Origin of the sequence: Hymenobacter sp. HSC-4F20 (assembly GCF_019599275.1) — a bacterium.
Taxonomy (GTDB): Bacteria; Bacteroidota; Bacteroidia; order Cytophagales; family Hymenobacteraceae; genus Hymenobacter.
This window is the reverse complement of sequence record NZ_JAHZTD010000002.1, coordinates 1294309-1318502: the sequence shown is the minus strand read 5'-3', so window position 1 is coordinate 1318502 and position 24194 is coordinate 1294309. Positions and strand designations below refer to the sequence as shown.

At 59.3% G+C, this 24194-nt stretch carries 15 protein-coding genes; 7 read left to right on the top strand and 8 right to left on the bottom strand.

What is annotated here, in order from left to right; translation table 11 throughout:
* The first annotated feature begins 364 nt into the window (after positions 1 to 364).
* The 6 genes from K3G63_RS15430 (at position 365) to K3G63_RS15405 (ending at position 11634) form a co-directional block, all read left to right on the top strand.
* Positions 365 to 2251 (top strand): cellulase family glycosylhydrolase, encoded by a 1887-nt coding sequence (locus K3G63_RS15430; RefSeq protein WP_220614976.1) that lies wholly within the window; start codon positions 365 to 367, stop codon positions 2249 to 2251.
* A 35-nt stretch (positions 2252 to 2286) separates the two neighbouring features.
* Positions 2287 to 4290, top strand: coding sequence for a 7TM diverse intracellular signaling domain-containing protein (locus K3G63_RS15425; protein WP_220614975.1), 2004 nt, complete (start codon positions 2287 to 2289; stop codon positions 4288 to 4290).
* A gap of 827 nt (positions 4291 to 5117) precedes the next feature.
* Positions 5118 to 8249, top strand: a complete 3132-nt coding sequence (locus K3G63_RS15420; protein ID WP_220614974.1) for a TonB-dependent receptor — start codon at positions 5118 to 5120, stop codon at positions 8247 to 8249.
* Positions 8250 to 8277: 28 nt separating this feature from the next.
* Complete coding sequence (locus K3G63_RS15415) at positions 8278 to 9816, top strand: RagB/SusD family nutrient uptake outer membrane protein (protein WP_220614973.1); 1539 nt, start codon at positions 8278 to 8280, stop codon at positions 9814 to 9816.
* 37 nt (positions 9817 to 9853) lie between these two features.
* Positions 9854 to 10660, top strand: coding sequence for a PKD domain-containing protein (locus tag K3G63_RS15410; RefSeq protein ID WP_220614972.1), 807 nt, complete (start codon positions 9854 to 9856; stop codon positions 10658 to 10660).
* Positions 10661 to 10773: 113 nt separating this feature from the next.
* Positions 10774 to 11634, top strand: a complete 861-nt coding sequence (locus tag K3G63_RS15405) for a family 16 glycosylhydrolase (protein ID WP_220614971.1) — start codon at positions 10774 to 10776, stop codon at positions 11632 to 11634.
* A gap of 365 nt (positions 11635 to 11999) precedes the next feature.
* Here the strand turns inward: K3G63_RS15405 and K3G63_RS15400 are convergent, their stop codons facing one another.
* The 3 genes from K3G63_RS15400 to K3G63_RS15390 form a co-directional block, all read right to left on the bottom strand.
* On the bottom strand, positions 12000 to 13190 hold the full coding sequence (locus tag K3G63_RS15400; RefSeq protein ID WP_220614970.1) for a class I SAM-dependent rRNA methyltransferase: 1191 nt from the start codon (positions 13188 to 13190) through the stop codon (positions 12000 to 12002).
* Positions 13191 to 13289: 99 nt separating this feature from the next.
* Entirely contained in the window at positions 13290 to 13838 is a 549-nt protein-coding gene (locus tag K3G63_RS15395) for a hypothetical protein (RefSeq protein WP_220614969.1), read from the bottom strand.
* 109 nt (positions 13839 to 13947) lie between these two features.
* On the bottom strand, positions 13948 to 14403 hold the full coding sequence (locus K3G63_RS15390) for a hypothetical protein (RefSeq protein ID WP_220614968.1): 456 nt from the start codon (positions 14401 to 14403) through the stop codon (positions 13948 to 13950).
* Positions 14404 to 14754: 351 nt separating this feature from the next.
* Between K3G63_RS15390 and K3G63_RS15385 the strand changes: the two genes are divergently transcribed.
* Positions 14755 to 15201, top strand: coding sequence for a hypothetical protein (locus K3G63_RS15385; RefSeq protein ID WP_220614967.1), 447 nt, complete (start codon positions 14755 to 14757; stop codon positions 15199 to 15201).
* Positions 15202 to 15354: 153 nt separating this feature from the next.
* Here K3G63_RS15385 and K3G63_RS15380 read toward each other — a convergent pair whose 3' ends face one another.
* The 5 genes from K3G63_RS15380 to K3G63_RS15360 form a co-directional block, all read right to left on the bottom strand.
* Positions 15355 to 17049, bottom strand: coding sequence for a T9SS type A sorting domain-containing protein (locus tag K3G63_RS15380; protein WP_220614966.1), 1695 nt, complete (start codon positions 17047 to 17049; stop codon positions 15355 to 15357).
* A 594-nt stretch (positions 17050 to 17643) separates the two neighbouring features.
* The gene (locus K3G63_RS15375) at positions 17644 to 20529 is read right to left on the bottom strand and encodes an SNF2-related protein (protein ID WP_310794595.1); all 2886 of its coding nucleotides are present in this window, start codon (positions 20527 to 20529) and stop codon (positions 17644 to 17646) included.
* A 387-nt stretch (positions 20530 to 20916) separates the two neighbouring features.
* Entirely contained in the window at positions 20917 to 22146 is a 1230-nt protein-coding gene (locus K3G63_RS15370; protein WP_220614964.1) for an FtsX-like permease family protein, read from the bottom strand.
* Positions 22147 to 22574: 428 nt separating this feature from the next.
* Positions 22575 to 23384 carry a bifunctional 2-polyprenyl-6-hydroxyphenol methylase/3-demethylubiquinol 3-O-methyltransferase UbiG gene (locus K3G63_RS15365; RefSeq protein WP_220614963.1) on the bottom strand — a complete coding sequence of 270 codons (810 nt, stop codon included), beginning with the start codon at positions 23382 to 23384 and terminating at the stop codon, positions 22575 to 22577.
* A gap of 132 nt (positions 23385 to 23516) precedes the next feature.
* On the bottom strand, positions 23517 to 23969 hold the full coding sequence (locus K3G63_RS15360) for a ribosome-binding factor A (RefSeq protein ID WP_220614962.1): 453 nt from the start codon (positions 23967 to 23969) through the stop codon (positions 23517 to 23519).
* Between the last annotated feature and the right edge of the window lie 225 nt (positions 23970 to 24194).

Here is a 24194-nt window from a genome sequence, read left to right as displayed (position 1 = left end):
CGAGGGTCCGCAGCAGCACACGTTGGCTCTAACCCGTGTGCGGCCTTGCCCTATGGGAGAAGCTCTTCTAGGGCCGCGCCCCCTACGCTGCCGAAAGTGCCTGCGCCGTTTGCTGCCTCTACCCCATGGCCCCCACTCCCCTATTGACCTATGCCCGTGGCCAAAAGTGATACGCGGGCGGTCAGCGGTACGGCCAGTATCCACTTCTTACGGCCTGTACTAAGCTGTAATGTAGCTTCTTAGCAAAGGATAAAAGAGTACGCATGAGAATTGAGTGAGAAAAGCGGAAAAGGGGCGGAGCATCTCCGCCCCTTTTTTCCCTTTCCGCCTTCCCAAACCTCCTTCCTCTAATCACTTTACGCTGATGAATTGTCGATTTCTGCTGCCCGGTAAGCAGCGCACCACCCCGGGTAGTGCGTCCCGCTCCCGCCGGCTAGGAGTATTGGGCCTACTGCTGGCCGTGGTGGGTAGTGCCGGCTCGCCCGCTACCGCCCAGAATCTGAGCATGCTTCGGGCGGCGGGACCGAAGATGCTGGACGCCTCAGGCCGCGAGGTGGTGCTGCGGGGCTACAACGTAGGTGGGTGGCTGCTCCAGGAAAGCTACATCCTGCAAACGGATACGCTCAACTGCCAATGGCGAATCAAGCAGGGGCTGCTCCGCACCATGTCGGAAGCGCAGATGGAGGACTTCTACCACCAATACCGGCAAAAATTTATCACCAAGGCCGACATCGACTTTCTGGCCAAGCAGGGTTTTAACGCCGTGCGCTTGCCCTTTCACTACGATTTGTTTCTGACCCCGGAGCAGCGCCACGCTCGCACCGAGGTTATCCGCAACCCGCAGAAGCTAACGGCCTACGTGGAGCAACTCAGCCGTTGGTACGACCAAAATCAACTATTCGTCGACCCGAAGAAGATGGAGGGCATCCGCTTTATCGACGACGTGGTGAAGTGGTGCGCGGCCAACAATATGTACGTCATCCTGGACCTGCACGCGGCTCCCGGCGGGCAGGGCACCGACCGCAACATCAACGACAACTTCCAGCCCCTGGACCTGTGGAAGCGCCGGGATGCCAAGGGCCGTCTGATTTACCAGGACCTGACAGTGCGCCTTTGGGAAAAACTGGCTGCTCGCTACCGCCAGGACGCGCGTATTGCCATGTACGACCTCATCAACGAGCCCCACAATCTGAATGCGGCTACTGGGCTCTCGGCTGATAATCAGGAACTGAGTGCTTTCTATGCCCGCCTGATCAATGCTGTGCGCGCCCAGGGCGACCAACACCTACTGCTGCTGGAGGGCAATGGCTACGGCAATGAGTATACCAACCTTACGCCCGATAAGCTGGCCATCACAGACAAGGGCAACCTCGTATACAACGCCCACCGCTACTGGTGCCCCAACACGCCCGAGGCCGCCGACCCTAACCCCCAGCAGATTAACCTGCTGCGCAACCTGGCAGCCTTCCGCGACCAGTGGCAGGTGCCGGTATGGGTGGGCGAAACCGGCGAGAATTCCAATGAGTGGTTTGCTGCCGCTGTGCAGGCCCTTAACGCCCAGAACATTGGCTGGTGTCACTGGAACATCAAGCGCGTAGATTCCGGGGCGGGGCTGTTGCGGGTGAAACCTTACGGCAGCATCCTGACGCCCGAAGGCCGTGCAGCCCTGCTCCGGAACGTGCAGTTCGTTAATTGCCAGGTAAACCGCGACGTAGCCGCGGCCCTCACCAAGCCGGCCGATTTTCGGGCTCCTTTCGTGGCTCTCACCATCCCCGGCACCATTGCCGCTACCGATTACGACCTAGGCCGCGACGGGGTAGCCTACCACGACGATTTCTCGGCCCGCACCGACTACCGCGACCTGACGCCCACCAACCAAGGCGGTGCCTACCGCAACGATGGCGTCGATATCAATACCAGCAAGGACGCCGGTAACGGATTTGCTGTAAGCAAGTTAGCGGCCGGCGAGTGGCTGGCCTACACCGTAACTATTGCCACGCCCGGAACCTATACGGCCGAGCTACGCCTGCAACCCGGCAGCACCCCCGGCCGCCTGGTTTTGCGTCTCGGCGAGCTGAACGTGGGCGCGGTAACGGTGGCTCCCGGGGCGGGCTGGGCTACCGTATCGGTGCGCACGCCCGTGCTACCCGCCGGGCAGCACAGCCTGCGCCTTATCGTAGAAGAACCCGTGGGGCAGCTGGACTGGCTGCGCTTTACCCCGGCCGAAGCTGGCGGCAGCGGCGGCCAGTAGGCAAAGCCCCCCGGGTTTCGTACCTTGAACCCACCATGAAGCTCGTGAATTCCCACCTCCCACCGCGTCGGGCTATCTGGTTTCCTTTCCTGACGCTGAGCATCCCACTGCTCCTGTGCCTCCTGCTGGTCAGCTCCCCGGCTGGCGCGCGCCCCGCCGATACGCTGCGGGTCCACGCCGGCCTGGAGGAGCTGTTTATTGACCCTACCCTCTACAGCGTGCTGGAAGATCCTTCTGGCCGGCTCACGCTCACCGATGTGCGCCAGCCGGCCTGGGCCAAGCAATTTCAGCCGGGTAACACTATTCCCACTACCATGGACCACCCCGGCTCGGCCTACTGGCTGCGGCTGGTGGTGCAGGCGCGCGGACCGCTACGCCAGCATTGGTACCTGGAAATGTTTGATTCCCACTTGAATGGGGTACAGTTCTTTCCCGACGATGGAGCCGCTCCCATCCTGACCGGGTCCGACTTTCCGCTCACTACGCGCAAGTTTCCCTACAAGAACTTTCTGTTCCGGCTACCCCTCCAACCCGATCAGACCCAGACCTATTACCTACGCCTGACCTCAACTTCCAAAACTACCTTTCTCAGCCGGCTACGCACCGAGCAGCCCCTGGCCGTGCACTTCCAGAACGAGTACGGCCTGCTGGGTGCCTTTTATGGCGTGCTGCTGATTATGGTTGTGTACAACCTGTGCCTCTACCTCTTCATCGGGGAGCAAACATACCTGCGCTACGTGCTGTACGTGCTGAGCTGCAGCTTGGTATTTATGTCGGAAGACGGGTTGGGCTTTCAGTACATCTGGCCCGATTACCCGGCTCTGAATCAGCTGATTGCTGCCGGGTCCCCTGTTCTGCTGCTGCTCACCTTCAGCTACTACGCCCGCCAGTTCCTCGACACGCCCCAGCGCCTGCCCACCTACGACCCCTGGATTCGGGCAGTGGTGCTGCTAAGTGTGGTGGGCCTGCTGATTGATGCTGTGTGGCTAAATTCTGGCTGGAGCTTCTGGTTTTACCTGCTGCCCTACGGCATGATTTACTACGCCGCCTACCGGGTATGGCAGCGGGGGCAGCGTACTGCCCGGTTCTTTCTGCTGGCCCACGCCCTGGTTGCCATTAGCGTGGGCTTCCTGATCCTGCGCAAGCTGGGTATCAACACGTTCACTAACACGGCTACTGTGTACAGCATGAATGTGGCCTTCGTGATTGAGGTAGTAGTACTGTCCTATGCCCTGGGCGAAAAGATTAAAGGCATCAAGGACGCTACCATCCGGGCGCAGGACAAACTGGTAAAGCAGCTGCGCAAAAAGCACCAGGTGCAGGAACAGCTGGTAGAACAGCTGCAGCGCAACCAAGAGCTGAAAGACCAGCTGAACTCCGAGCTGGAAGACCTGGTTGCCCAACGCACCAATGAGCTGCGCCAGCAGAGCGACACCATTGCGGCCCAGAACCGAGAGCTGCTACAGGCTAACGGCCTGCTGGCCCTTCAGTCGGCGGCTATTGAAAAGCTCAACGCTGATCTGCAGCGCGACTTGCAAGAAGCTAAAACAGCCCGAGTATTATCTAAGGAGGTGAACTTCGGCGAGTTCAGCCAGATCTACCCCGATAAAGATGCTTGCTTGGTATACCTGGCCAACCTGAAGTGGGCCGATGGCTACCAGTGCCGCAAGTGCGGCCACGAGAAGTACTGCGACGGTCGTGAACCTCACTCCCGACGGTGTACCAAGTGCCGCTACGTAGAGTCGGCGACGGCGTACACGCTGCTGCAGAAGTGCAAGTTTTCCATTATCAAAGCCTTTTACGCTGTATTCCTGATTTATACCCATAAGGGGAACTACTCCTCGCAGGAGCTTTCCCGGGTCTTGGATTTGCGACAGGGTACGTGCTGGAGCTTTAGCCAGAAAGTGCTGGAGGCCATGCGTCGGCGCCGGCAAGCTCCGGACTTCGATGAGAACGAAGGCTGGACCCACGTGCTGCTTGATGCCACCGGCACGGAAGCCGAAGAGCCCGCTGCTACGGAAGAAGCAGCCCGGGTCTGATTTTTGGCAGCACCTCTACCCACCAGCCAAGTCAACGCAGGCCTACGCCTTCGCTTTTTTGGCTGGTGGGTAAAGAGCAGAGCTATAGCACACGGATAAAAGTGGAACCCTTACATGATGAGAGCTCCGGAAATGCATCCTGCTACCTATACCAAGTGTTGCTAGCCAATTGCATATTATCCAATAAAAGTAGTTCTATTAATATATAGTAGGCTTCCCGCCTGTGTTCTGTCTTAGGTAGGTAAGTCAACACTTACTAGCTGAGAATTGTAAAAAAAGTTGAGACCACGGGACATTTTTTCTATTGTTTTTTACGTGTTGTACTCCCGCTGACTAAACCCTTGTACCAGCTTCTACAAGGCACAAAGAAGCTTTTCCGCGTGTGTAGTAAGCGTATAATATAGTTGTGTAGTAAGTCAAAAAGCCTTGTTTTGGCTTTGTAGAGGCATTTTTACTATTGCTTTTCCGAAACACGGTCGGATATATTTGGGCATTCCCCCCGCCCCATGACCCACCTACTCCCCCATTCCACTGACTCTAATCAGGCTACTTAGTTGCCTGTCGGCTACATTGTCTTCGCCTCTGGTCAGCTTACTGCCCAGGTAGCCCCTGGCAACTCTCCGTCCGACCAGCCAGCCTGAGCCCTTTAGCGCCCGGCGCCTAACGCCTCTCGTGACCTATTGCTGGTCTGCGCCAACTTCCCCTCTGCGGGAGTGACTTAGTTTACTTCTTCCTTTCCGAGAGTTTCAGGTAGCCAGCCTTCCCACAAGCTGGTAGCACCGCACGAGTGCTTGCCTACTATTATTTCCCACAATTCCCACACATCAATGAACCAACACCTCTACCCTCAGGCGCTGCTGCGCCGGGCTTTGTGGCTGGCAGCTTGCGGCCTGCCTGCTCTTCCCTCCCTAGCGGCAGCCCCTGCCGATGGGCTGCCCACGCCCGGTGCCCACCGGTCCGTGCAGGCCGATGTCCCCGTATCGGGGCGCGTAACTCAGAGCAATGGCGACCCGCTGCCTGGCGTAACTGTTATTGTAAAGGGAACCACCATCGGAACGACTACCGATGGCGACGGCCGCTTTTCTCTGAACGTACCCGAAAACTCGACGCTCATTGTTAGCTACGTGGGCTTTACCCGCAAGGAGGTACCCGTAACCGGCGCTTCCACCTCCATTAGCGTAACCCTGGCCGAAGACGCGCGGGCCCTGAGTGAGGTAGTAGTGGTAGGCTACGGCACCCAGGAGCGCGGCAGCGTAACGGGGGCTATTTCCTCCGTGAGCGGACAGGAACTGCAGCGCCAGCCCGTGCCAGATGCTACCCAGGCTATTCAAGGCAAGGTGGCCGGCGTGACCATCACCTCCAACGGGGGCGCCCCGGGAGGGGCCGCCGGTACGTCGGTGCGCGTACGGGGTATTACCTCGGCCGGCAACAACAACCCCCTCTACGTAGTGGATGGATTTCCGCTGCCCGACGGCGGCGACAACCAGCTAAACGCCATCAGCCCCAACGACATTGAAACCATTGACGTGCTGAAGGACGCTTCGGCTACGGCTATCTACGGGGTGCGCGCCGCCAACGGGGTAGTAATTATTACCACCAAGCGCGGCAAAGCCGGCAAGACGAGCGTGAACCTGGACGCCTACCGCGGTATTCAGACGGTAGCCCGTAAGCTGGACCTGCTCAACGCCGAAGAGTACGCTACTATCAACAACGAATCGTTGCTGGCCGCTGGCAAGCCTATTGCCCTGGACAAGCTGCGCAACCCTTCGGCCCTGGGTGAAGGCACCGACTGGCAGGACCTGCTGTTCCGCCGGGCCACCATTCAGAACTACTCTCTGTCCGCCACCGGGGGTAGCGAAAAAGCCCGCTACGCATTGTCGGGCAGCTACTTCCAGCAGGACGGTATCATTCTGGGCACCAACTTCGAGCGCTTCACGCTGCGGGCCAACGGCGATGTGCAGGTGGGCCGCATGCTGAAGCTGGGCAACAGCATCTCCCTGACCCACCTGGGCGACCGGCAGGTAACCAGCAACGACGGTGAATACGGAGCCGTGCAACAGTTGCTGCGCATTCCGCCCACCGTGCAGGCCTACCGCCCCGATGGCTACTGGTACCAGCCCAACAGCGCCTCCGACAACTTCACCGAGGAAAACCCCCTGGCTACCTCCCAGCGGGTAAACCAAAAGTTCACCCGTAACCGGGCTATTACTACTTTCTTCGCCGAGCTGGAGCCCCTGAAAGGCCTGCGCTTCCGCACCAACGTGGGCGCCGACCTGATTTTCGACAACTTCAACAGCTTTGCGCCCCGGGGTCCGGAGCTGCCCGGCTACACTCAGCGCTACATCACGGCTGGGGCCACGGCTACCTCCAGCTACGCGCCCAGCTACCTGATTGAAAACACGGCTACTTACGACCACCTGTTCGCCGATAAGCACCAGGTAACCTTGCTGCTGGGTCAGTCGGCGCAGGAGTTTAACTTCAGCAACGTACAGGCCTACCGCTCGCTCTACCTGCGCAACGACTTGCAGACTATCGGTGCCGGCCCCATTAACTCGCAGCTCAACAACGGCGGCACCATTGACCCCCCGCGGCGGCTGGCCAGCTACTTTGGCCGCCTCAACTACGAGTTTGCCGGCAAGTACATCTTCCAGGCCGTAGCCCGTTACGACGGTTCCTCCCGCTTCCAGCCGGGCGAGAAGTTCGGCTTCTTCCCTGGGGCTTCGGCCGGCTGGCGCATTTCCGAGGAAGATTTCCTGAAGGGCAACAGCGTGATCAGCAACCTGAAGCTGCGCGTGGGCTACGGCCGCGTGGGTAACGAGCTGAACGCCGGCCGCTTTGCCTATCTGTACTCCATTAACTTCGGTATTACCTACCCCTTCGGACCGGATGGAGCCATCAACACGGGGGGCGCACCTACCCGTTTGGCTAACCCCAACCTGCGCTGGGAGTACAACGACCAGGCTAACCTCGGTATCGACCTGGGCTTCCTGGATAACCGGTTCGAGGCCACCATTGACCTCTACAACCGGAACTCGCCCAACCTGATTGCCGGCGTGCCCCCGTCCCTGGTGTCGGGTACCTATGAGTCGGTAAACGCCAACGCAGCTTCGGCTTACAACCGGGGTATCGACGTGGGCCTGACCTCGCACAACTTCACGGGTACCGACGGCGGGCTGAACTGGACGACTACCCTGAACGTGTCGGCCTTCAAAACCAAGCTGGAGTCCCTCGGGGCCGGGGTGCCCTACAACGGACCCAACACGCTCAGCGGCACCAGCGTAGTGCGCTACGATGTGAACCAGGCCTTCGGCTCGTTCTACGGCTGGGTGGCCGATGGCTTGTTCCAGACGGTAGACGAGGTAGCCGCTGCCCCCACGCAGCAGCCCGGCACGGCGCCCGGCGACATCCGCTACCGCGACCTGAACGGCGACAACGTAATTACCGACGCAGACCGCACGTTCATCGGCAATCCGAACCCGAATTTCTCGTTTGGTCTGACCAACAACCTGAACTTTAAGAACTTCGACCTGAGTTTCTTCATTCAGGGGGTACAGGGCAACGACGTGTATAACCTCAACCGTTATATCACGGAAAGCGCCCTCTACGGCACCACTAACGGTACTACCCGCGTGCTGAACCGCTGGACAGGCCCCGGCACCAGCAACGATGTGCCGCGCGCTATCAGCGGTGACCCGAACAACAACCTGCGGGTATCCACCCACTTTATTGAAGACGGCTCCTACGTGCGCCTGAAAAACCTGACGTTCGGCTACACCTTACCCAAAACTGTGATGAGCCGCATTTCGGCCAGCCAGCTGCGCGTGTATGTGACGGCCCAGAACCTGCTGACGCTCACCAAATACACCGGCTACGACCCGGAAGTAAGTGCCAGCGGTGTTGACCGGGGCATTTATCCCCAGGCGCGCGTGTTCATGGGCGGCCTGAACATCGGGTTCTAATTCATCTTACTTCCCACCCCTCGTACTCATGACTATTTCACGAATTGCTTGCGGCGCTTTCCTGCTGTCGCTGGGCCTACTGACCAGCTGCACCGAGAAGTTTCTGGAAGAAACTCCGGCTGACCAGATTACGGACGCTAACTTTTATCAAACTCAGCAAGACGCTATTCAGGCTGTAACGGCCGTGTACAGCGAGCTGACTAAGGAAGGCCAGTACAACCAGGCCATGTGGGCCTTTGATATCATGGCCGATATTTCCGTGACCGGCGGCGACGACGGCAGCGACGGTATCGAATATAAGCAGCTGGAGGCCTTTAACATTCCTTCTACCAACGTAGTAGCTAACCGCCTCTGGGGTGGCTCCTTCATTGGGGTACAGCGCGCCAACATTGTGCTGCAGAAAGTGCCGGGCATTCAGGGCATGGACCCGGTTATTCAGAAGCGCTGCCTGGGGGAAGCTCAGTTCCTGCGTGCCAAGTACTACTTTGATCTGGTGCGGGTATACGGCGACGTGCCCCTGTTCACGGCTCCGCCCGCCAGCCCGGAGGCTGTAAACATGCCCCGTACACCGGCCGCCGAAGTATATAAGCAGATTGAGCAAGACCTGATTGAGGCTATTGGCAACCTGCCGGCTTCCTACAGCGGGGCCGATCTGGGCCGGGCCACTAAGTGGGCCGCTACGGGCCTGCTGGCTAAGGTGTACATTACCCAAGGCAAGAAAACAGAAGCTGCCCAGCGCGCCCGCGAGGTAATTGCGGCTCCGGGCAAAGCCATGCTGGCCAACTACGCCGATAACTTCAAGGCGGGTCCTGCCTTCGAAAACGGCCGGGAGTCGCTCTTCGAAGTGCAGTACATCAACGGCCGCAACGAGTACGACCGCAACAACGTGGGCTCCTCGATGAACGAGTTCTTCGGACCCCGCGGCGCCAACCAGACCCCGGGCAGCGGCTACGGCTTCAACGTGCCCGAGCCCGACTTCGTGAACGGCTACGAGGCTGGCGACACCCGCAAGGCGGCCTCCATCTGGGTACCCGGCGACACCTACCCCGACGGCGGCAAGCAGTCGGCCAAGGCCACTGGCTCGCCCTTCGGCTACAACTGCAAGAAGTGGTTTGTGGGCAAGGTAAACACCAACATCTGGGACTCGCCCCTGAACGTGCCCGTGCTGCGCATGGCCGAAATGTACCTGATTCTGGCCGAGGCCGTTGGGCCCACGGCTGAAGGTCTGGAAGCCATCAACAAGGTACGCCGCCGGGCCTTCGGCCTGGATTACAACACCCCCTCACCGGCCCACGACCTGACGGCCGCTACCCCCGACTTTACCGGGGCAGTGCTGCGCGAGCGGAAGTACGAGCTGGCCTTTGAGTTCGACCGGTGGTTTGACCTGAAGCGCTACCACGGTACCCAATACGGCCTGATTCCGGTAATGACGGCCCAGGCAGCTTACCTCCGTTCCCTCAACATTGGGGCACAGCGCGGCATCCCGACGGTTACTAACTTGGTGCTGCCCATTCCGCAGTCGGAGTTGGATGCTAACCCGGCCCTGGTACAAAACCCCGGCTACTAAGCCGCCTTTACACAGACGATTTTCAGCGTAACCGAATATGAAAACTACCTGGAACAAGGCAGCCTGGGCCCTACTTGCTACCCCGCTGCTGTTTGCCTCCTGCGATAAAGAAGACACCGGCAAACTGGAAGGCGCCATCCCGGCTTCCGGCTTTACCACTACCTCCCGCTCGGTGGGCTTAACCACCGAAGTAACGTTCACGGCTACCAACCAAGACGGGTTTCTCTACCAGTGGGAGTTCGGCGATGGTACTGTTGGCTCCGGCAAGCAGGTAACCCACGTCTACTCGAAAGGCGGACCGGTAATGCCTCGCCTCATTACAGCCTACCGCAGTGGCACAAGCGTATCGGAGCAGCAGACCATTGTGCTGCCCGAGGTGACGGACATCGTGAAAAACCTGCTTACGGGCGGCTCTTCCCGCACCTGGAAGCTGGACAACACGGCCAATGCTCCCATTGTGGTGGGCACGGAAGCCAACCCCAGTGAGTACTTCGCGGGCGTAAAAGCCGGCGAGCTGCCCGCCTGCCAGTCGGACGACGAGTACACCTTCTCTACCAACAACGTGCTGAAATACGATGCGAAGGGAGAGACGTTTACGGCCGGCTCGTTTGCGTGCCTGGCCCCACAGACAGGTGATACCAACTTCACTTTTGGAGCTGCTACTGGCGCAGGCTTCGCCCAGCTAACCCTAGCCCGGGCCGGGGCCTTCATCGGCACTACCGATGCCTCGCCTACTGAGCAGGTGTACCGCATTCTGGCCATTGATAACCAGAAGATGACCCTGCGGGCCGGCAGCGGCCGGAATAACGGGACCGTTTTCACCATCAAACTGGCCGTCAAGTAACAAACCGGCCCCACCCGTAGCACCGCCGGCCCGAAGTTTTTCAGGCCGGCGGCAAGCTGCTATCAGTACCAACGCCTGCCGCTCATTGGCAGCATGCGTAGCCCCCCTTTTCCATGAAAAATCAATTCTGGCTCCGACCCTGTTTTGCCGCGCTCAGCGCGGGCGCGGTCCTCAGCCTACTGGCTTGTACCGAAACCAAGACCAAGGACATTCCCGCTCCCATTCCTACTACGCCAGTTACCAACGAAGAGGCTCGTGAGTACGGCCAGTACACCGAGCTGAAGTGGAGTGACGAGTTCGATGCGGCCGTGCTCGACCCCAGCAAGTGGGTGTATGAGCAGGGCGGTGGCGGCTGGGGCAACAATGAGCTGCAAACCTATACCTCCTCCGACAACAACGCCTACCTGCGCGACGGCAAGCTAGTGATTCAGGCGGTACAGTCAGGGAGCAGCTACACCTCGGCCCGCCTGATTACCAAAGGCAAGCAGAGCTTCCAGTACGGTCGCCTCGATATCCGGGCCAAGATTCCGAAGGGCAAGGGTGTATGGCCCGCCATCTGGATGCTGGGGGCCGATATCGACCAGAATAACTGGCCGAAGTGCGGCGAAATAGACATTATGGAGCTGCGCGGCAGCCGGCCTACGGAACTGCTCTCCACCATGCACCTGGCCAACAACGCCGGGGCGCACGAGTACCGGGGCACTACCGAGAAAATGACAGTGGACTTGTCGGCTGATTACCACACCTATAGCGTGGTGCGCAGCAAGAACATGACCCGCTTCTACTTCGATGGCAGCGCCACGCCCTACTACACTTACACTGCTACCGACGGCAGCCCTTTCCCCTTCAATAACCCGTTCTTCATGATCCTGAACGTGGCCGTAGGTGGCAACTTCGATGGGAACCCCGATGGAACCGCCACGTTCCCCCAGCAAATGCTGGTAGACTACGTGCGGTATTATCAGTACAAATAAGCCAGCGCTGCGGCCGGCCCTCGGGGGTGGGAAACGAACCAGGCAGGGCCGTGGCTTCCGGGAACCGTTCCCGCTGGCCCGGGTGGGGGTGGTGCTCAGTTGTGGTTTACTGGGCGCCGCCACCCCCGAAACCGGAAAGCTCTAGTGTAGCCCTCTTCGTTTTGAGGCTGAGTGCGGAGCTGTAGTATGAGTTCGTCAACTACTTCACGCAATGCTACTTGCGTGAGCACAGCCGGGGTCGGTCTGCCTGTTAGGGGTGCAGGCCGGCCTTTGGTTTTGCTAGCCCTCAGGGTCAATAAACCCGCAACACCCCGGTGCATCTTTTTTCGTGCGGGCGTTGCGGGTTTGTTGGTAGGAGCCAGCCCTTACTCCACGGCCAGCACTAGCCCTTTCAGGTACTCGCCCTCGGGGTGGAACAGGCTCACGGGGTGGTCGGCGGGCTGGGTGAGGCGGTGCAGAATGCGAGCCGGGCGGCCAGCCTCAATGGCCGCGGCCAGGACGGCGCCCTCGAACAGCTCCATACTCACTACCTGCGAGCAGCTAAAGGTAAATAAGAGCCCCCCGGGCGCAATCTGCCGGATACCGGCTGCATTCAGGCGCTTATAGCCCATTAGGGCATTATGCCGGGCCGAGAGGTGCTTGGCGAAAGCCGGCGGGTCAAGCACAATCAAATCGTACTGGTTGTGGCGGTCCTTGAGAAACGTAAACACGTCCTGGGCGTAGGCCTCGTGGCGCTCCTGCCGGCCCGTTAGCGCCGCGTTGCGCTCAGTCAGCTCAATAGCTTTTTTGGAAGAGTCTACGGAGTGCACCAGCTCGGCTCCGGCCATGAGAGCGTAGGAGCTGAAGCCGCCAGTGTAGCAGAACGTATTCAGCACCCGGCGGCCAGGAGCATAGCGAGCCAGCAGGCTGCGGTTGTCGCGCTGGTCAATGAAGAAGCCTGTCTTCTGCCCTGTCTCCCAGTCCACGGCAAACGGATGGCCGTTTTCCTGTACAATGTGCTCAGCGCCCGTGCTTTCCCCGAAGAGGTAGCCGTTCTGAGCACCAGGAGCCGCTTTGGCCGGCACGGTTTCGGCGCTCTTATCATAGATGGCCCGCAAACCGGGCAGCACCGCTTGCAGGGCCTGGGCAATGAAGGGTCGGGCCTTATACATACCGGCACTGTGGGCCTGCACCACGGCTACGTCGGCGTACACGTCAATAATGAGGCCGGGCAGGCCGTCGCCCTCGGCGTGCGCCAGCCGGTACACGTTGGTAGCGCCCTGGCCGGTAAGGCCCAGGCCCTGCCGAAGCTGATAGGCGTTGCGGATTTTATCTTCCCAGAAAGCAGCATCGGGGAGGGTAGCATCGGGCCCGAAGGCCAGCATACGCACGGCAATGGAGCCCGGCGCATAGTGGCCTACCCCCAGTTGCTCGCCGCCGGCGGCCTGTACCGTTACCACCTCGCCCTCCACTACCTCTCCCTGTAGCCGACCAATAGCCCCGGAGAACACCCACGGGTGCCGACGACGAAGAGACTGATCTTTACCGGGTTTGAGCGTGACGATGGCGGGAGGCATAAGCAGCGGGTAGCAGAAGATGGACTGCAAAGGTAGCTTAACCGGCCGAGGATACTTCGCCAGAATGAGGAACCCCGGAAAACAAGCAAACCGGATAGGCTAAGCAAACGGGTCGAGGTAGGCAATGAGCACGGCCAGCGCTGCCAGGCCGGCCAGCACGGCCCACACCGCCCCGCCCCAGATCAGCAGGCCCACCAAGGCAATTGGCAAGACCACCAGCCCCAGCACGCCCAGCACCGTCGTTCCGAGCCCCACCTCAGTAGCACGCCGGGGCCCCGCGCTATGCCGCGCCGCCTGAGCCCCTGTCCGAACCCGCGTAAGCGGCGGCCGGGCCTGACTTACGGAGGAAGCCACGGCCCGCTGCAGGCGTAATCTCAGCTTGCGGGACGCCGGTTTGGGGTAGGGGGTGGTGCGGCGGCTGGCTGCCTGGGTGGGCAGCGCCTGCACCGGGCTCGGTGTTACCGACACAGCAACGGCCCCGGAATCGGGTAGCGGGGCGCGACCGTGGGCTACCGCCGGCGCCGGCCGAAACTGGTAGGCCGACTGACTGCTGCGGCAGCCGGCCGTGAGCCCTAGAGTAACCAGGATGAAGGACAAGTAGGCAGCAAGCCGCGCGCGGCGGCCTGGACGGGTAGAAACAGCGGGCATGGGCAGAACAGGCGAGAAGCAGCAAGATACGGGGCTTGTTGCCACCCTATACGCAAGCAGCCGGCCCGGCGCTGCCTGCCGGGGCTGCAAACCTGGGCGGCGGATGAGCCTACCCCCGGCCCGGAGTCCCAAACCACCGGCGGTAGATGGGCCGGCGCCAGGCAAACTGGGCCCATACCAGGGGATAGAGCAGCGCGTCGAGCAGCCGCCCGCCAGTGTGGTATTCCAGATCTTCCACAATATAGGTACCCCCGTCGGGAGCGGGCTGCAGCAGGTGGCGGTGCCGCCAGAAGCGGAGGGGCGGCGGTAGCTGCTGGCCCTCATCTACAAAGTAATACGTGCCGTCGGCCAGCACGCCGTGGTCGGTAATCAGGGCCGTCCAGGGGTAGTGCAGGCGGCTGGTTCCTAGCTCGATATGCACCTCGTCGCCGCGCTGACACCCATCGAAGCGCCGCAGTCGGAACGGCGGGAAAGGCGGGGCCAGGTCCAGGAACAGCTTCCGGCTGAAGCCTTGCCAGACCTGCTTCGGAGAGGTAGCAACGGGGGTACGGAGGTAGAAGCGCATAGTAGCATACCACCGGCTGGCGAGCTTTGTTTGGTGGCGCTCGGGGCTGCTACCAAGCTAGGCAGTGCCGAGCGCCACGCAGAACGGGCATCATGCGGTGCACAGTAGGAGCAGCACTACCGGCTACACAGCGCAACGAAACCGTGGCGCTGCTTCAGCTCCGCTCTGTACAACGCTCTACCTGATTTGGCACTGCTGCTGAGCGGAATGTCTTCCCTTCTTGCACAAGAAAGTGCGGAGCAGATGGGTGTGTCAAATAAGTGTAAAAAATAAATGAATTCATTATATTACTTAACTCCGGGACCAGCAACGGCCTCCGCTAGTTTCTTTCCCACCTACATCCTGCTTTCCGTGAAAAACTCAACTGCAACTCTTTCTCTGGCTGGTCTGGCGGCCGGGGCAGTGTATCTGCTGACCAGGTCGGGGCGAGGCGACGCCGACTGGGGCAAGCGCCGGAAGAAGCCGTTTAAGCCCGGGGCCGGCAAGGAAGTAGAGGAAGATAAGGCGCGGGAATACGCCAGGGCATATAAGAATAAGTATAAGCACAACACTAGCTCTAACTACTGCAATAAGTCCATTATCCAGCAGATCCTGGAGCCCAAGGAGTGTGCCGGACTACGGATTTACCGCGTTCTGGATGCCGACAATAGGGAGCACGGGCACGGCATTGTGCTGGTAGGCGTGGACCTGAACGGCAATGACCTGCTGCCTGGCAAGCGGCTGGCCGCAAAATATCTGCTTGCGGCAAGCTACGAGAAGTGCCCGGAGAACTGCGACGGGAACCAGCTCACTAACTAGCAGCACTTACCTGATTCGGCTTACGCGTTGCTTCTGGCAGTAACAGAAAAGTTACTGTTCCTGTCGTCCGGTGGCCGGCCAACCCAGTTGCCCTGAAAAAGACTACCCCGCAGTGGCCACGGGCCGCTGCGGGGTAGGGGAAGAAAAACAAGGTTACTCTACCACCAGCCGCTGCGCCGATTCGCCAATGCGGACGATGTATAGGCCCGAGCCCAGCCCACTTAGGTTCAGGTGGGTACGGGTAGCCTGGGCTGGTAGCATCTGCCGGCGCACCTCCCGGCCTAGCCCATCGAGGAGAGTCACGGGCAGGGCGCGAGGTTCAGGCTTTATCCAAGTAAGCTCTACTTGGCTGCGGGCTGGGTTCGGAGCTAGGCTCAATAACGAGGCCGCCCGGGCCGTCTTGCTGTTAGTGGTCAGGCCCTGCAGCTTGGCAATGAAGGCCGAGCCGGCGCTGTTGAGGCTGATGGAGCCGAAGGTAGCGGGTGAGCTGTTCAGGTTGCCGCCCACCGCCGCGTTGCCGCTGGCATCCAGGGCCAGGGCATTGGTGTAGTCGTCGCCGACGCCCCCAGCCCGCAGCGCCAAATTCCAAACACCTGCACTGCTCAGGCGAGCTACCAGAATGTCGAATTTGGCCCCGGTGGGGTCCGCGTTGGTCAGCGCAATAGCGCCGAACGTTGAGGTAGCGCCTTGGAACAGGCCGCCCACACTGGCGCTGCCGTTGCTATCCACTGCCAGCGCATTGGCATAGTCGTTTTCAGCGCCCCCAGCCCGGGCGGCCATCGTCCAGGCGTTGGCGTTGCTCAGGCGGGCCACGAAAATATCCGAAGTGTTGCCGCTGGCAGTGGCATTGGCGAGGGTAGTGCTGCCGAAGCTGATGGTAGGACTGGCAAAGTTGCCTGCTACGTAGGCGTTGCCGTTGGCATCAATGCCTACCCCGCGGCCGTAGTCGTTACCTGGGCCACCGGCCTGCAGGGCCTGGGTCCAGGTGCCGGCGCTGCTCAGGCGAGCCACGTACACGTCGCTGCTGTACTGACCGGGGTTCGCGTTGTTCAGGGTAATGGTGCCGAAAGTAACGGTGCTGCGGGCGAAGTGGCCGGCAATGACAGCACTGCCGCTGGCATCCAGGGCCAGGGCCTGCACGAAGTCGTCGCCGGCACCCCCGCCCCGCACAGTCTGACCCCAGGTGCCGTCGGCGGCCAACCGGGCTACAAACACATCATTGCTCCGGTCGGTGTTGCCGTTGGTGAGGGTAGTGCCCCCAAACGTAGCCGTGTTGCTGGAGAAATTACCGGCCACTACAGCCGTACCGGTTCCATCCAGCGCCAGCGCCATGACACCGTCGTTGTCGGAGCCGCCCATGCGCAGGGCCTGGGTCCAGGTGCCGGCACTGCTCAGGCGGGCCACAAAACCGTCGGAGGTGCCGCCGCTGTTGTCGGCATTGGGTAGGGTGGTTGAGCCAAAGGCGGCCGATGCCCCCTTAAAGGACCCGGCGGCCACAGCATTTCCCGCTGCATCTACACCCACGGCCAGAGCCACGTCGTCGCCGGTGCCCCCCGCCCGCACGGCCTGAATCCAGGTGCCAGTCGGGCTCAGGCGGCCTACGAATACATCGGTGCCCCCGGCGCTAACCAACGTAGTGGTACCAAAGGTAGAAGTACCCGAAAACAGACCAGCCACTACCGTGTTGCCGGCAGCATCCACGGCCGCCGCGTATATCACGGAGCTACCGGTGCTACCTGCGGCATGGGCTGAGGCCCATTGCCAGGTTTGGGCGTGTAAACTGGCCGGTATGGCTAGGCCCAGGGCCAGCGCACCAGCACGAAGCCAAGGCGTAATAGTCGTCATCATAGTGAGGAATTAGTCAGGTATGCTGACGGAAGATAGTAAAGGATTGAATTGTTTATATAAAATAGTAAAATTATTCTAAAAATAATCTCTTGCTGTTGAGGTAAACCGAGTAGAATCAGCTTTCAGAGTCGGCTTCTTGGCTTAAAATAGGCCTTATCTGTCTCCCATCCTTCGTAGAAATGAACCTGATTCAGGTGGGCGGCTTATTCAACGGTACAACATACCGGGTTCTGCTGGGCCTATAACTCCACTCTCTACAGAGTAGGTAGCTGGCACGGCTGTACGGTCCAGATACTTCACTTCTCACCCGCCCGCATTGCCCAGGCAAGCCCAGTGCGCCTCCATTAAGCACCATATTGGGGCCCGAACATCTTTAGGCGCGTTCCGGGTTGGTAGAGCTTCCTCAGGCTCGTCACAGTATCTACCTCGGTCAAGGTCAGCTCGAAGGTGCCCATACGCGCTGCTTCTTAGGCCCTGGCTCGCTGCCTCATCCGGGGTACTGCCAGCTGCGCAAAGGGGAAATGCAGAAGAAAATCAAAGCTGCTGGGCTACCGAGCGGCAGCCTTCTCGTGCAGTTACGCAACGGCAAGCAGTTTACCCCAGCAACTCCTCAATATCTTCCTTGGTCAGGCTCTTGATGATGGCCTCGTCGGTGGTGATGAGGTCCGTAACCAATTGAATTTTCTTGTTTTGCAAAGCCAGAATCTTCTCCTCCACTGTGTTCTGGGTGATGAACTTATAGGTGAACACCGTGCGCTGCTGCCCGATGCGGTGGGCGCGGTCCACGGCCTGGGCCTCCACGGCGGGGTTCCACCAGGGGTCGAGAATAAACACGTAGTCGGCGGCGGTGAGGTTAAGCCCGACGCCGCCGGCCTTCAGCGAAATCAAGAACACACGCAGGTCCTCAGTTTCCTGGAAGCGGGCTACCTCCTGGTGCCGGTCGCGGGTATTGCCGTCGAGGTAGGCGTACTCAATCTGGCGTTCATCCAGAGAGGCCCGTACAATATCAAGATGCTTAACGAACTGGCTGAATACCAAAACTTTGTGACCTTCCGATACTACGCTCTTGATCATGCGGACCACCTCCCGCAGCTTACCCGATTCGTGGGCGTAGGCTTCGTCGGCCATGCGTGGGTGGTTGGCAATCTGGCGCAGCTTCGTGAGGCCCTGCAGTAGCATGAACTGGGTGCTGGCCGTGCCGTGCTCCTCAATGCTCTGCAGGATTTTGTTGCGGTAAAAGCTTTTGGTTTCCTCGTAGCACTGCTGCTGCTCCTCCGTCATGGGGCAGTAGCTCAGGTTCTCAATCTTCTCGGGCAGCTCACGGGCCACCTGAGCCTTGTGGCGGCGCAGAATGAAGGGCTTGATGAGCGTGTGCAGGCGGCGCGTTTTAGCCTCATCCTTGCCCTTTTCGATAGGCTTGAGAAACTCCTTGCGAAAAAACGCCTGGGTGCCCAGCAGCCCCGGGTTGATAAACGACATCTGCGACCACAGGTCCATGGTGCTGTTCTCTACCGGCGTGCCCGTCAGGATCAGGCGGTGGCGGGAGTGCAGGCTCCGCACGGCCTGGGAGGTAGTGGAGCCCGGGTTCTTGATGGCCTGCGACTCGTCCAGAATCACGTAGTCGAACTTGTAGGTCTTAAGCAGATTTGCATCCAGGCGCACAATGCCGTAGGAAGTCAGCACCAGGTCGTACTCGGCAAACTGCTCCACATTTTTGTCGCGGTACGTGCCGGTATAGATGAGCAGGCGCAGGGTAGGCGTGAACTTGAAAGCCTCGGTCATCCAGTTATAGACCAGGGAGGTCGGCATCACCAGCAGCGAAGCCGCGCCTTTGGCCGCGCCGCTTTCCTTGCGTTGCAGCAGCATGGCCAGCGTCTGTACTGTCTTGCCCAGGCCCATATCATCGGCCAGGCAGCCCCCGAACTGGTATTCTTGTACGAAGTGTAGCCAGTTGTAGCCCGCCTTCTGGTAGGGGCGCAGCTCTCCGCGGAAAGAAAGGGGCAGGGGCCGGTCTTCCACTACCTCAAACTCGCGCAGCTTCTCCAGCTTGCGCGACATTACTACCGTGGCCAGGTTGCCGTTCTGCAAGTCCGAAACCAGAGCGAGGTGGTGCTTGCGCAGGGTAAGGCTGTGGTGGTGCTCTTCCGAAAAGGCAAACAGTTCCAGATACTGGGTAAACCACTCTTCCGGAATAATGGCAATCTGCCCGTTGGGTAGGCGGAACTCGTGGCGCTTGCCCAAGATGTAGGGCCGTAGCTTAATGAACGGAACCTCAAACTCCCCAAAGCGTACGGTGCCGTGCACGTCAAACCAGTCGTTGGTTTCCGTGATGCCCACCTGCACCGTCACGGCCCCAATGAAGTAGTCTTTGCCCGAGGTAGGGCCTTGCTGCACCGTGAAGCCCAGGCGGGCCAGCTCGTCGGCGTGGTGGTGAAGCCAGCGGAAGGCGGTGGCTTTTTCCAGCACGGCGCGCCCATTGCGCACCTCCAGAGCCCGGTCGTGCAGCTCACTGATGATTTCCTGTTCCCGGTCGAGGTTGCGAATGAGCCGGTGGAAGATGTAGTTATCTTCCTTCTTCTCCAGCTTTACGCATACCCGCTTGCTGTGGGCCGTGTGCACGGTATGGTCGCCGTAGCGGAAGCTCAGGTCAAAATGGATGTGCTCCGATACTGCGGCTTCGGCAGGGGCAGCGGTTACCGAGGCGGCCGGGCTGCGCCGGCCTGCCGGGGCCGCTGCCCGTGGGGGAGCGGTTACCACGGTAGCGCCGGGGGCATCTGAGAAGGTAAGCTGGGGGCGCGCCACGTAGCGCTCCGAGCGGATATCGAAGCCACGCGCGTGCACATCAAACGATTCTACCAGTGGAGCCACGAAGCGCTGGAAGTAGCTGTCTTCTACCTGCCGCGGAATAACAATGAATTTCTTGTTGAGGAAGGGCTTGATTTTCTTGCCATCTACATCGTTGTGGAAGTTGTGCAGCACGTCGTCGAGCAGCAGCCAGGCCGGCTGCTCACACACAATCACGGCGTTCTTGTACTGAAAATCGAGCTTCTGCCCCTGGTACTGAATGGTGGGGAAATAGTGGGTGCTGTCCTCGTTGCGGCGGAAGTGGAACAGCACGGAGGCGCGCTCCGAAGCCACGCTGATTTCGCGCCAGGTAGGCTCCCCGTCCTTGCCCATAATGAATACCTGCTTGCCCTGTAGCCGCTCTAGTATCTGGCCCATGCGCTCCTGCACGTACTGGCAAATGGCTTCCTGTAGCCCCTTGTCGCCTTTATCAGCGTCGTAGATTTTTAGGAAAAAGTCGGCCGGGGTAGTCTTTTTCGACCAGAACTCCTTGATAACAGCGTCCTGCTGAATCTGGTCGGTGAGGGCAATCAGCTCGAAATCGATTTCGTCCAGACCATCGGCAAATTCCGGCGCATTCTTGGCCGATACCGTTTGGTGCTGCAGCGTAAGCTGTCCACGCTGATTCCGCTGCACTACGTACGATTCAAAAAGATACCCTAAATACTCGTGTTCGAGCAGTGAATAAACTATTTGAAAGGGCTGTGAAGTAGAAACCTTCATAGTCGACGACAATAATGCAGTGTTGAAAGTAGTAACAAATGCTAAATACTTATTTTTTTACTAAAAAGTAAAATTTAATCCATGAATAGTTACATTATTAAGATGAACATCCTCTGGTGGGGTACTCAACTACCCTTTGGAGTCTACGAAAGTAATGGTCTTCTCCGGCTATAGTTCTAGCATGTAGCTTATACACAACAAAAAGGGGTAGCCCTGCACACGAGCTACCCTCTGTTAAAACACCTAGAAAGGGAGAAAGCACCCACCTGTCGGTGGCGGAGCTGCCCCATACCCGCCGGGCTACAGGTTGTCCCGCAGGTTCAAACTGGCCGCATTCAGGGCCGGGCGGATAGAAACGGCAATGGTGATAAAGATGATGGCCACGCCGGTAAGGGCAATGTCGGAGAACTGCATCTTCACGGGGTAGGAGTCGACGACGCTAGTGGCCATGCCCATGCCCACCAAATGGAAGGTTTGCTGGGCCCAGCAAATGCCAATGCCGAACACCAGACCGGTAAAGGCGCCTACTTGGGCCACAATAGCACCTTCCAGCAGGAAAATGTTGCGGATAGTGCGTGAACTCGCGCCCATGGCCATAAGTACCGCAATGTCCTTGTGCTTGTCGATGACGAGCATCGAGAGGGAGAAAAAGATGTTAATGCTGGCAATGAGCAGAATAAAGGCGAAGGTGATGAACACAAACATCTTCTCCACCTTAATGGCCTTGAGCAGGCTTAGGTGCTGCTCGTCGGAGTCTAGTACCTTGAAGCCTTGCCCAAGCTGCTGCTTCAGGGCTTTTTTTACCTGATCAATCTCCTGGCCGTCTTTCACCTTTACTTCCAGGGCAGTGCGTCGGTTCTCGTAGTGCAACAGGGTGCGGGCAAACTCCAGGGGCACAAAGATGTAGCTGTCATCCACGTGCTGCTCAATCAGGAAAACTCCGCCGGCCAAGATGTTCTGCTCATTGAAAGCCGTTTCGGGGTTCATCGATAAGGTTTTGCGGCCCGTATTACGCGGGTAGAGCAGGCGCATGGGCGAGAAGCGGTTGTCGAGGGCAATGCTGAGCTCGTGCTGTACCCCGGCCCCAAGCAGGGCATAGTCCATCCCGTCGCGGTGGAGCTGGGAGCTGCCTTCCACTATGGCCGAGTCAATATTACTCTGGTGATAGTAGTTGTCGGAAACCCCCTTCATCTTTACCACCATCTGCCGGTCGCGGTACTGTAGCAGGGCGTTATCTTCAATTACCTCCGTTACCAGAGCCACACCGGGCAAGGTCTGAATGCGCTTGACAAACCGGGTATCCACGGCAAACGACTTGCCCTGCACGGCACTGATGACCAAATCGGGGTCAGACTTACCGTAGAGGCTGCGCGCCACTTCCTCCAGTCCGTTGAACACGGACAGTACAATAATCAGCGCCATCGTTCCTACCGCCACGCCAACCATGGAGATATTAGAGATGATGCTGATAATGTTGCGCTTCTTCTTCGAGAGAAAATAACGCCGGGCAATGAGCAAGGGTACGTTCACGTGCGGGGCGCGGAGGGCTAAGGAGATAGGGAAAGGAAAAAGAAAGGGTAGAAGAATGAGTAGCTGGCGCGGCGCATGAAATCTTCGAGGCAACGCAGACGCTCCTCGCGGTTATGGAACATCATTGCCTGTAACTTCCGCGCATCCTTCTGGCTAAGGCGAAGTGCACCGGAAAGGGCTACGTTCACTTCCCCGGGGCTGATGGGGGTAGCTTAGCGTAAGCTGGTGCAGCATTTTGTTCTGCCCCTGTACACCCGTGCGCCGCCTGTCATTCGTCTGGTTGATGGCGCGTTGTTGCCGATCCGTGCGAATCAGCATTTCAGCCGGCAATTCAGAAAGATCATTCTTATCAGGCATAGCAACGGGGGATAAAGCCAGAGGACGCAGTTTCGAAGGATAGCCAAGATACGCCGCCGGCCCGAAAAGGTCTACTTCCAGGCTTTCACAATCAGGCCCGTGCCCGAATCATGTTTGCGGTTGGCGTCGAACCAGTTCAGGATGAGGCAGAAGGGGAACGTCAGGAGGTAGTAGAAGGGCAGGAGCAGGAAAAACAGCTTGGATTTGCCCAGCATGAGAATGGGGTACTTCATGCTCAGACGCCACGAAATCTGGCCCGGCTCGCCGTAGCTGTAGCGGGCTTCAATGCGCTCAAAGCCTGCGGTACGCAACTTCTGCTGAATCTCGTGGATGTTGTAGCCGTCGCGCACGTGCTCCTCAATGAAGGACGTCTCGCCGTCGGCGTGCACATCGGAGCCGCCCTGGTCTGAGGGGGTAGAGATGAGCAGCATGCCGCCGTCCTTGAGGGAAGCGTGGATGTTGCGAAATACTTCCACGTCCTCCAGGATGTGCTCCATCACGTCCACTGACAGGGCCAGGTCGAAGGAGTTGGGCTGCTGGTAGAGCACCAGGTCCTGCACGGCAAACTGGGCGTTGGTGCGCCCAATCTGGCGAAAGAACTGGTTTGAGTCGGCCACCTGCTCATCCTTTACATCCACGGCCAAGATTTGCCACTTGCGGCTCAGCCCCGACAGCCAGTAGGTGTACTGCCCATAGCCCGAGCCGGCGTCCAGAATAGTCAGCGGCTCAGCGGTGCGGCCCTTGGCCCACTGGCGCAGCTCGCGGTGCACGTGCCAGGTACGCAGCAGCAGCAAATCGAGCAGGTGGTAGAAGAGGCGGCGCAGCAGCGGCGTACGGTTGAAGACTTCGCCAAGCGACTTCTTAATCGGGTCGTAGTACAAGGGAGAGTAACTGAGGAGCTGAGTAATCGAGTAGGGAGAATAACCGAGTAGCGAAGTAACGGAGTAATTGGGCTGTTGTCAGATGTAGGCGCCACCTGGGCAAACAGAACACGTACTCCGTTACTCTGCTGTTCAGTTACTCTCTTCGTCGTCGGCGAAGAGCTTGGGGCGTTTGGGGGCGGCGCCATCGGTATCGGGGCTGGCCTCGCCTTCCTCGCCGGGTGCCGGCGGAATGTGCAGGTCGCCGAATACCTTATCCATGTGCGCGGCGTAGGCCGCCGAGTCATCAAGGAAAAACACCAGGTCGGGTACGATGCGCAACTGCTGGCGCACGCGCTTGGCCAAGGCCTGCCGGATTCCCTTGAGGTTGTCCTGAATCAGCGCTAGTTGCTCCTGGCCCCCGGTGCTGCCCTGGGGTAGGAGCAGGCTCAGGTACACGCGGGCCACGCCCAGGTCGGGCGATACGCGCACCAGGCTGATGCCGGGCGGCAAGCCCGGAAACAGGTGAGGCAGGTCGCGCTGGAATACGGTGGCCAGCTCCTGCTGGAGTAAGCTGGCTACTTTTTGCTGTCGTTTGCTTTCCATAAGAATCCGCAAAGATACCGGTTGAGGAGGATTAAGTATGTAGGGAAGTGGGGGTGAGGGAAGAAGCTCCCGGAAAAGAGGTTTCACCGCCTTATTTCGGGGGGCAGAAGAAGACCCGGCTGCTAGTGTTTGCCGAAGGGCTGATGGACAAAGAAGGCGGGCAGGTAGAGACCCAGCCGCTGGCCTTGGCCGAGGCGCGGTAGTAGCAGGCCGGCGGATGCGTAC

What these genes read in the sequence shown, in the direction of transcription:
- K3G63_RS15420 (WP_220614974.1), top strand. Translation starts at nt 5,118, where the DNA reads ATGAACCAACACCTCTACCCTCAGGCGCTGCTGCGCCGGGCTTTGTGG.
- K3G63_RS15360 (WP_220614962.1), bottom strand. Translation starts at nt 23,969, where the DNA reads ATGGAAAGCAAACGACAGCAAAAAGTAGCCAGCTTACTCCAGCAGGAG.
- K3G63_RS15395 (WP_220614969.1), bottom strand. Translation starts at nt 13,838, where the DNA reads ATGCCCGCTGTTTCTACCCGTCCAGGCCGCCGCGCGCGGCTTGCTGCC.
- K3G63_RS15415 (WP_220614973.1), top strand. Translation starts at nt 8,278, where the DNA reads ATGACTATTTCACGAATTGCTTGCGGCGCTTTCCTGCTGTCGCTGGGC.
- K3G63_RS15405 (WP_220614971.1), top strand. Translation starts at nt 10,774, where the DNA reads ATGAAAAATCAATTCTGGCTCCGACCCTGTTTTGCCGCGCTCAGCGCG.
- K3G63_RS15425 (WP_220614975.1), top strand. Translation starts at nt 2,287, where the DNA reads ATGAAGCTCGTGAATTCCCACCTCCCACCGCGTCGGGCTATCTGGTTT.
- K3G63_RS15410 (WP_220614972.1), top strand. Translation starts at nt 9,854, where the DNA reads ATGAAAACTACCTGGAACAAGGCAGCCTGGGCCCTACTTGCTACCCCG.
- K3G63_RS15390 (WP_220614968.1), bottom strand. Translation starts at nt 14,403, where the DNA reads ATGCGCTTCTACCTCCGTACCCCCGTTGCTACCTCTCCGAAGCAGGTC.
- K3G63_RS15380 (WP_220614966.1), bottom strand. Translation starts at nt 17,049, where the DNA reads ATGATGACGACTATTACGCCTTGGCTTCGTGCTGGTGCGCTGGCCCTG.
- K3G63_RS15430 (WP_220614976.1), top strand. Translation starts at nt 365, where the DNA reads ATGAATTGTCGATTTCTGCTGCCCGGTAAGCAGCGCACCACCCCGGGT.
- K3G63_RS15400 (WP_220614970.1), bottom strand. Translation starts at nt 13,190, where the DNA reads ATGCCTCCCGCCATCGTCACGCTCAAACCCGGTAAAGATCAGTCTCTT.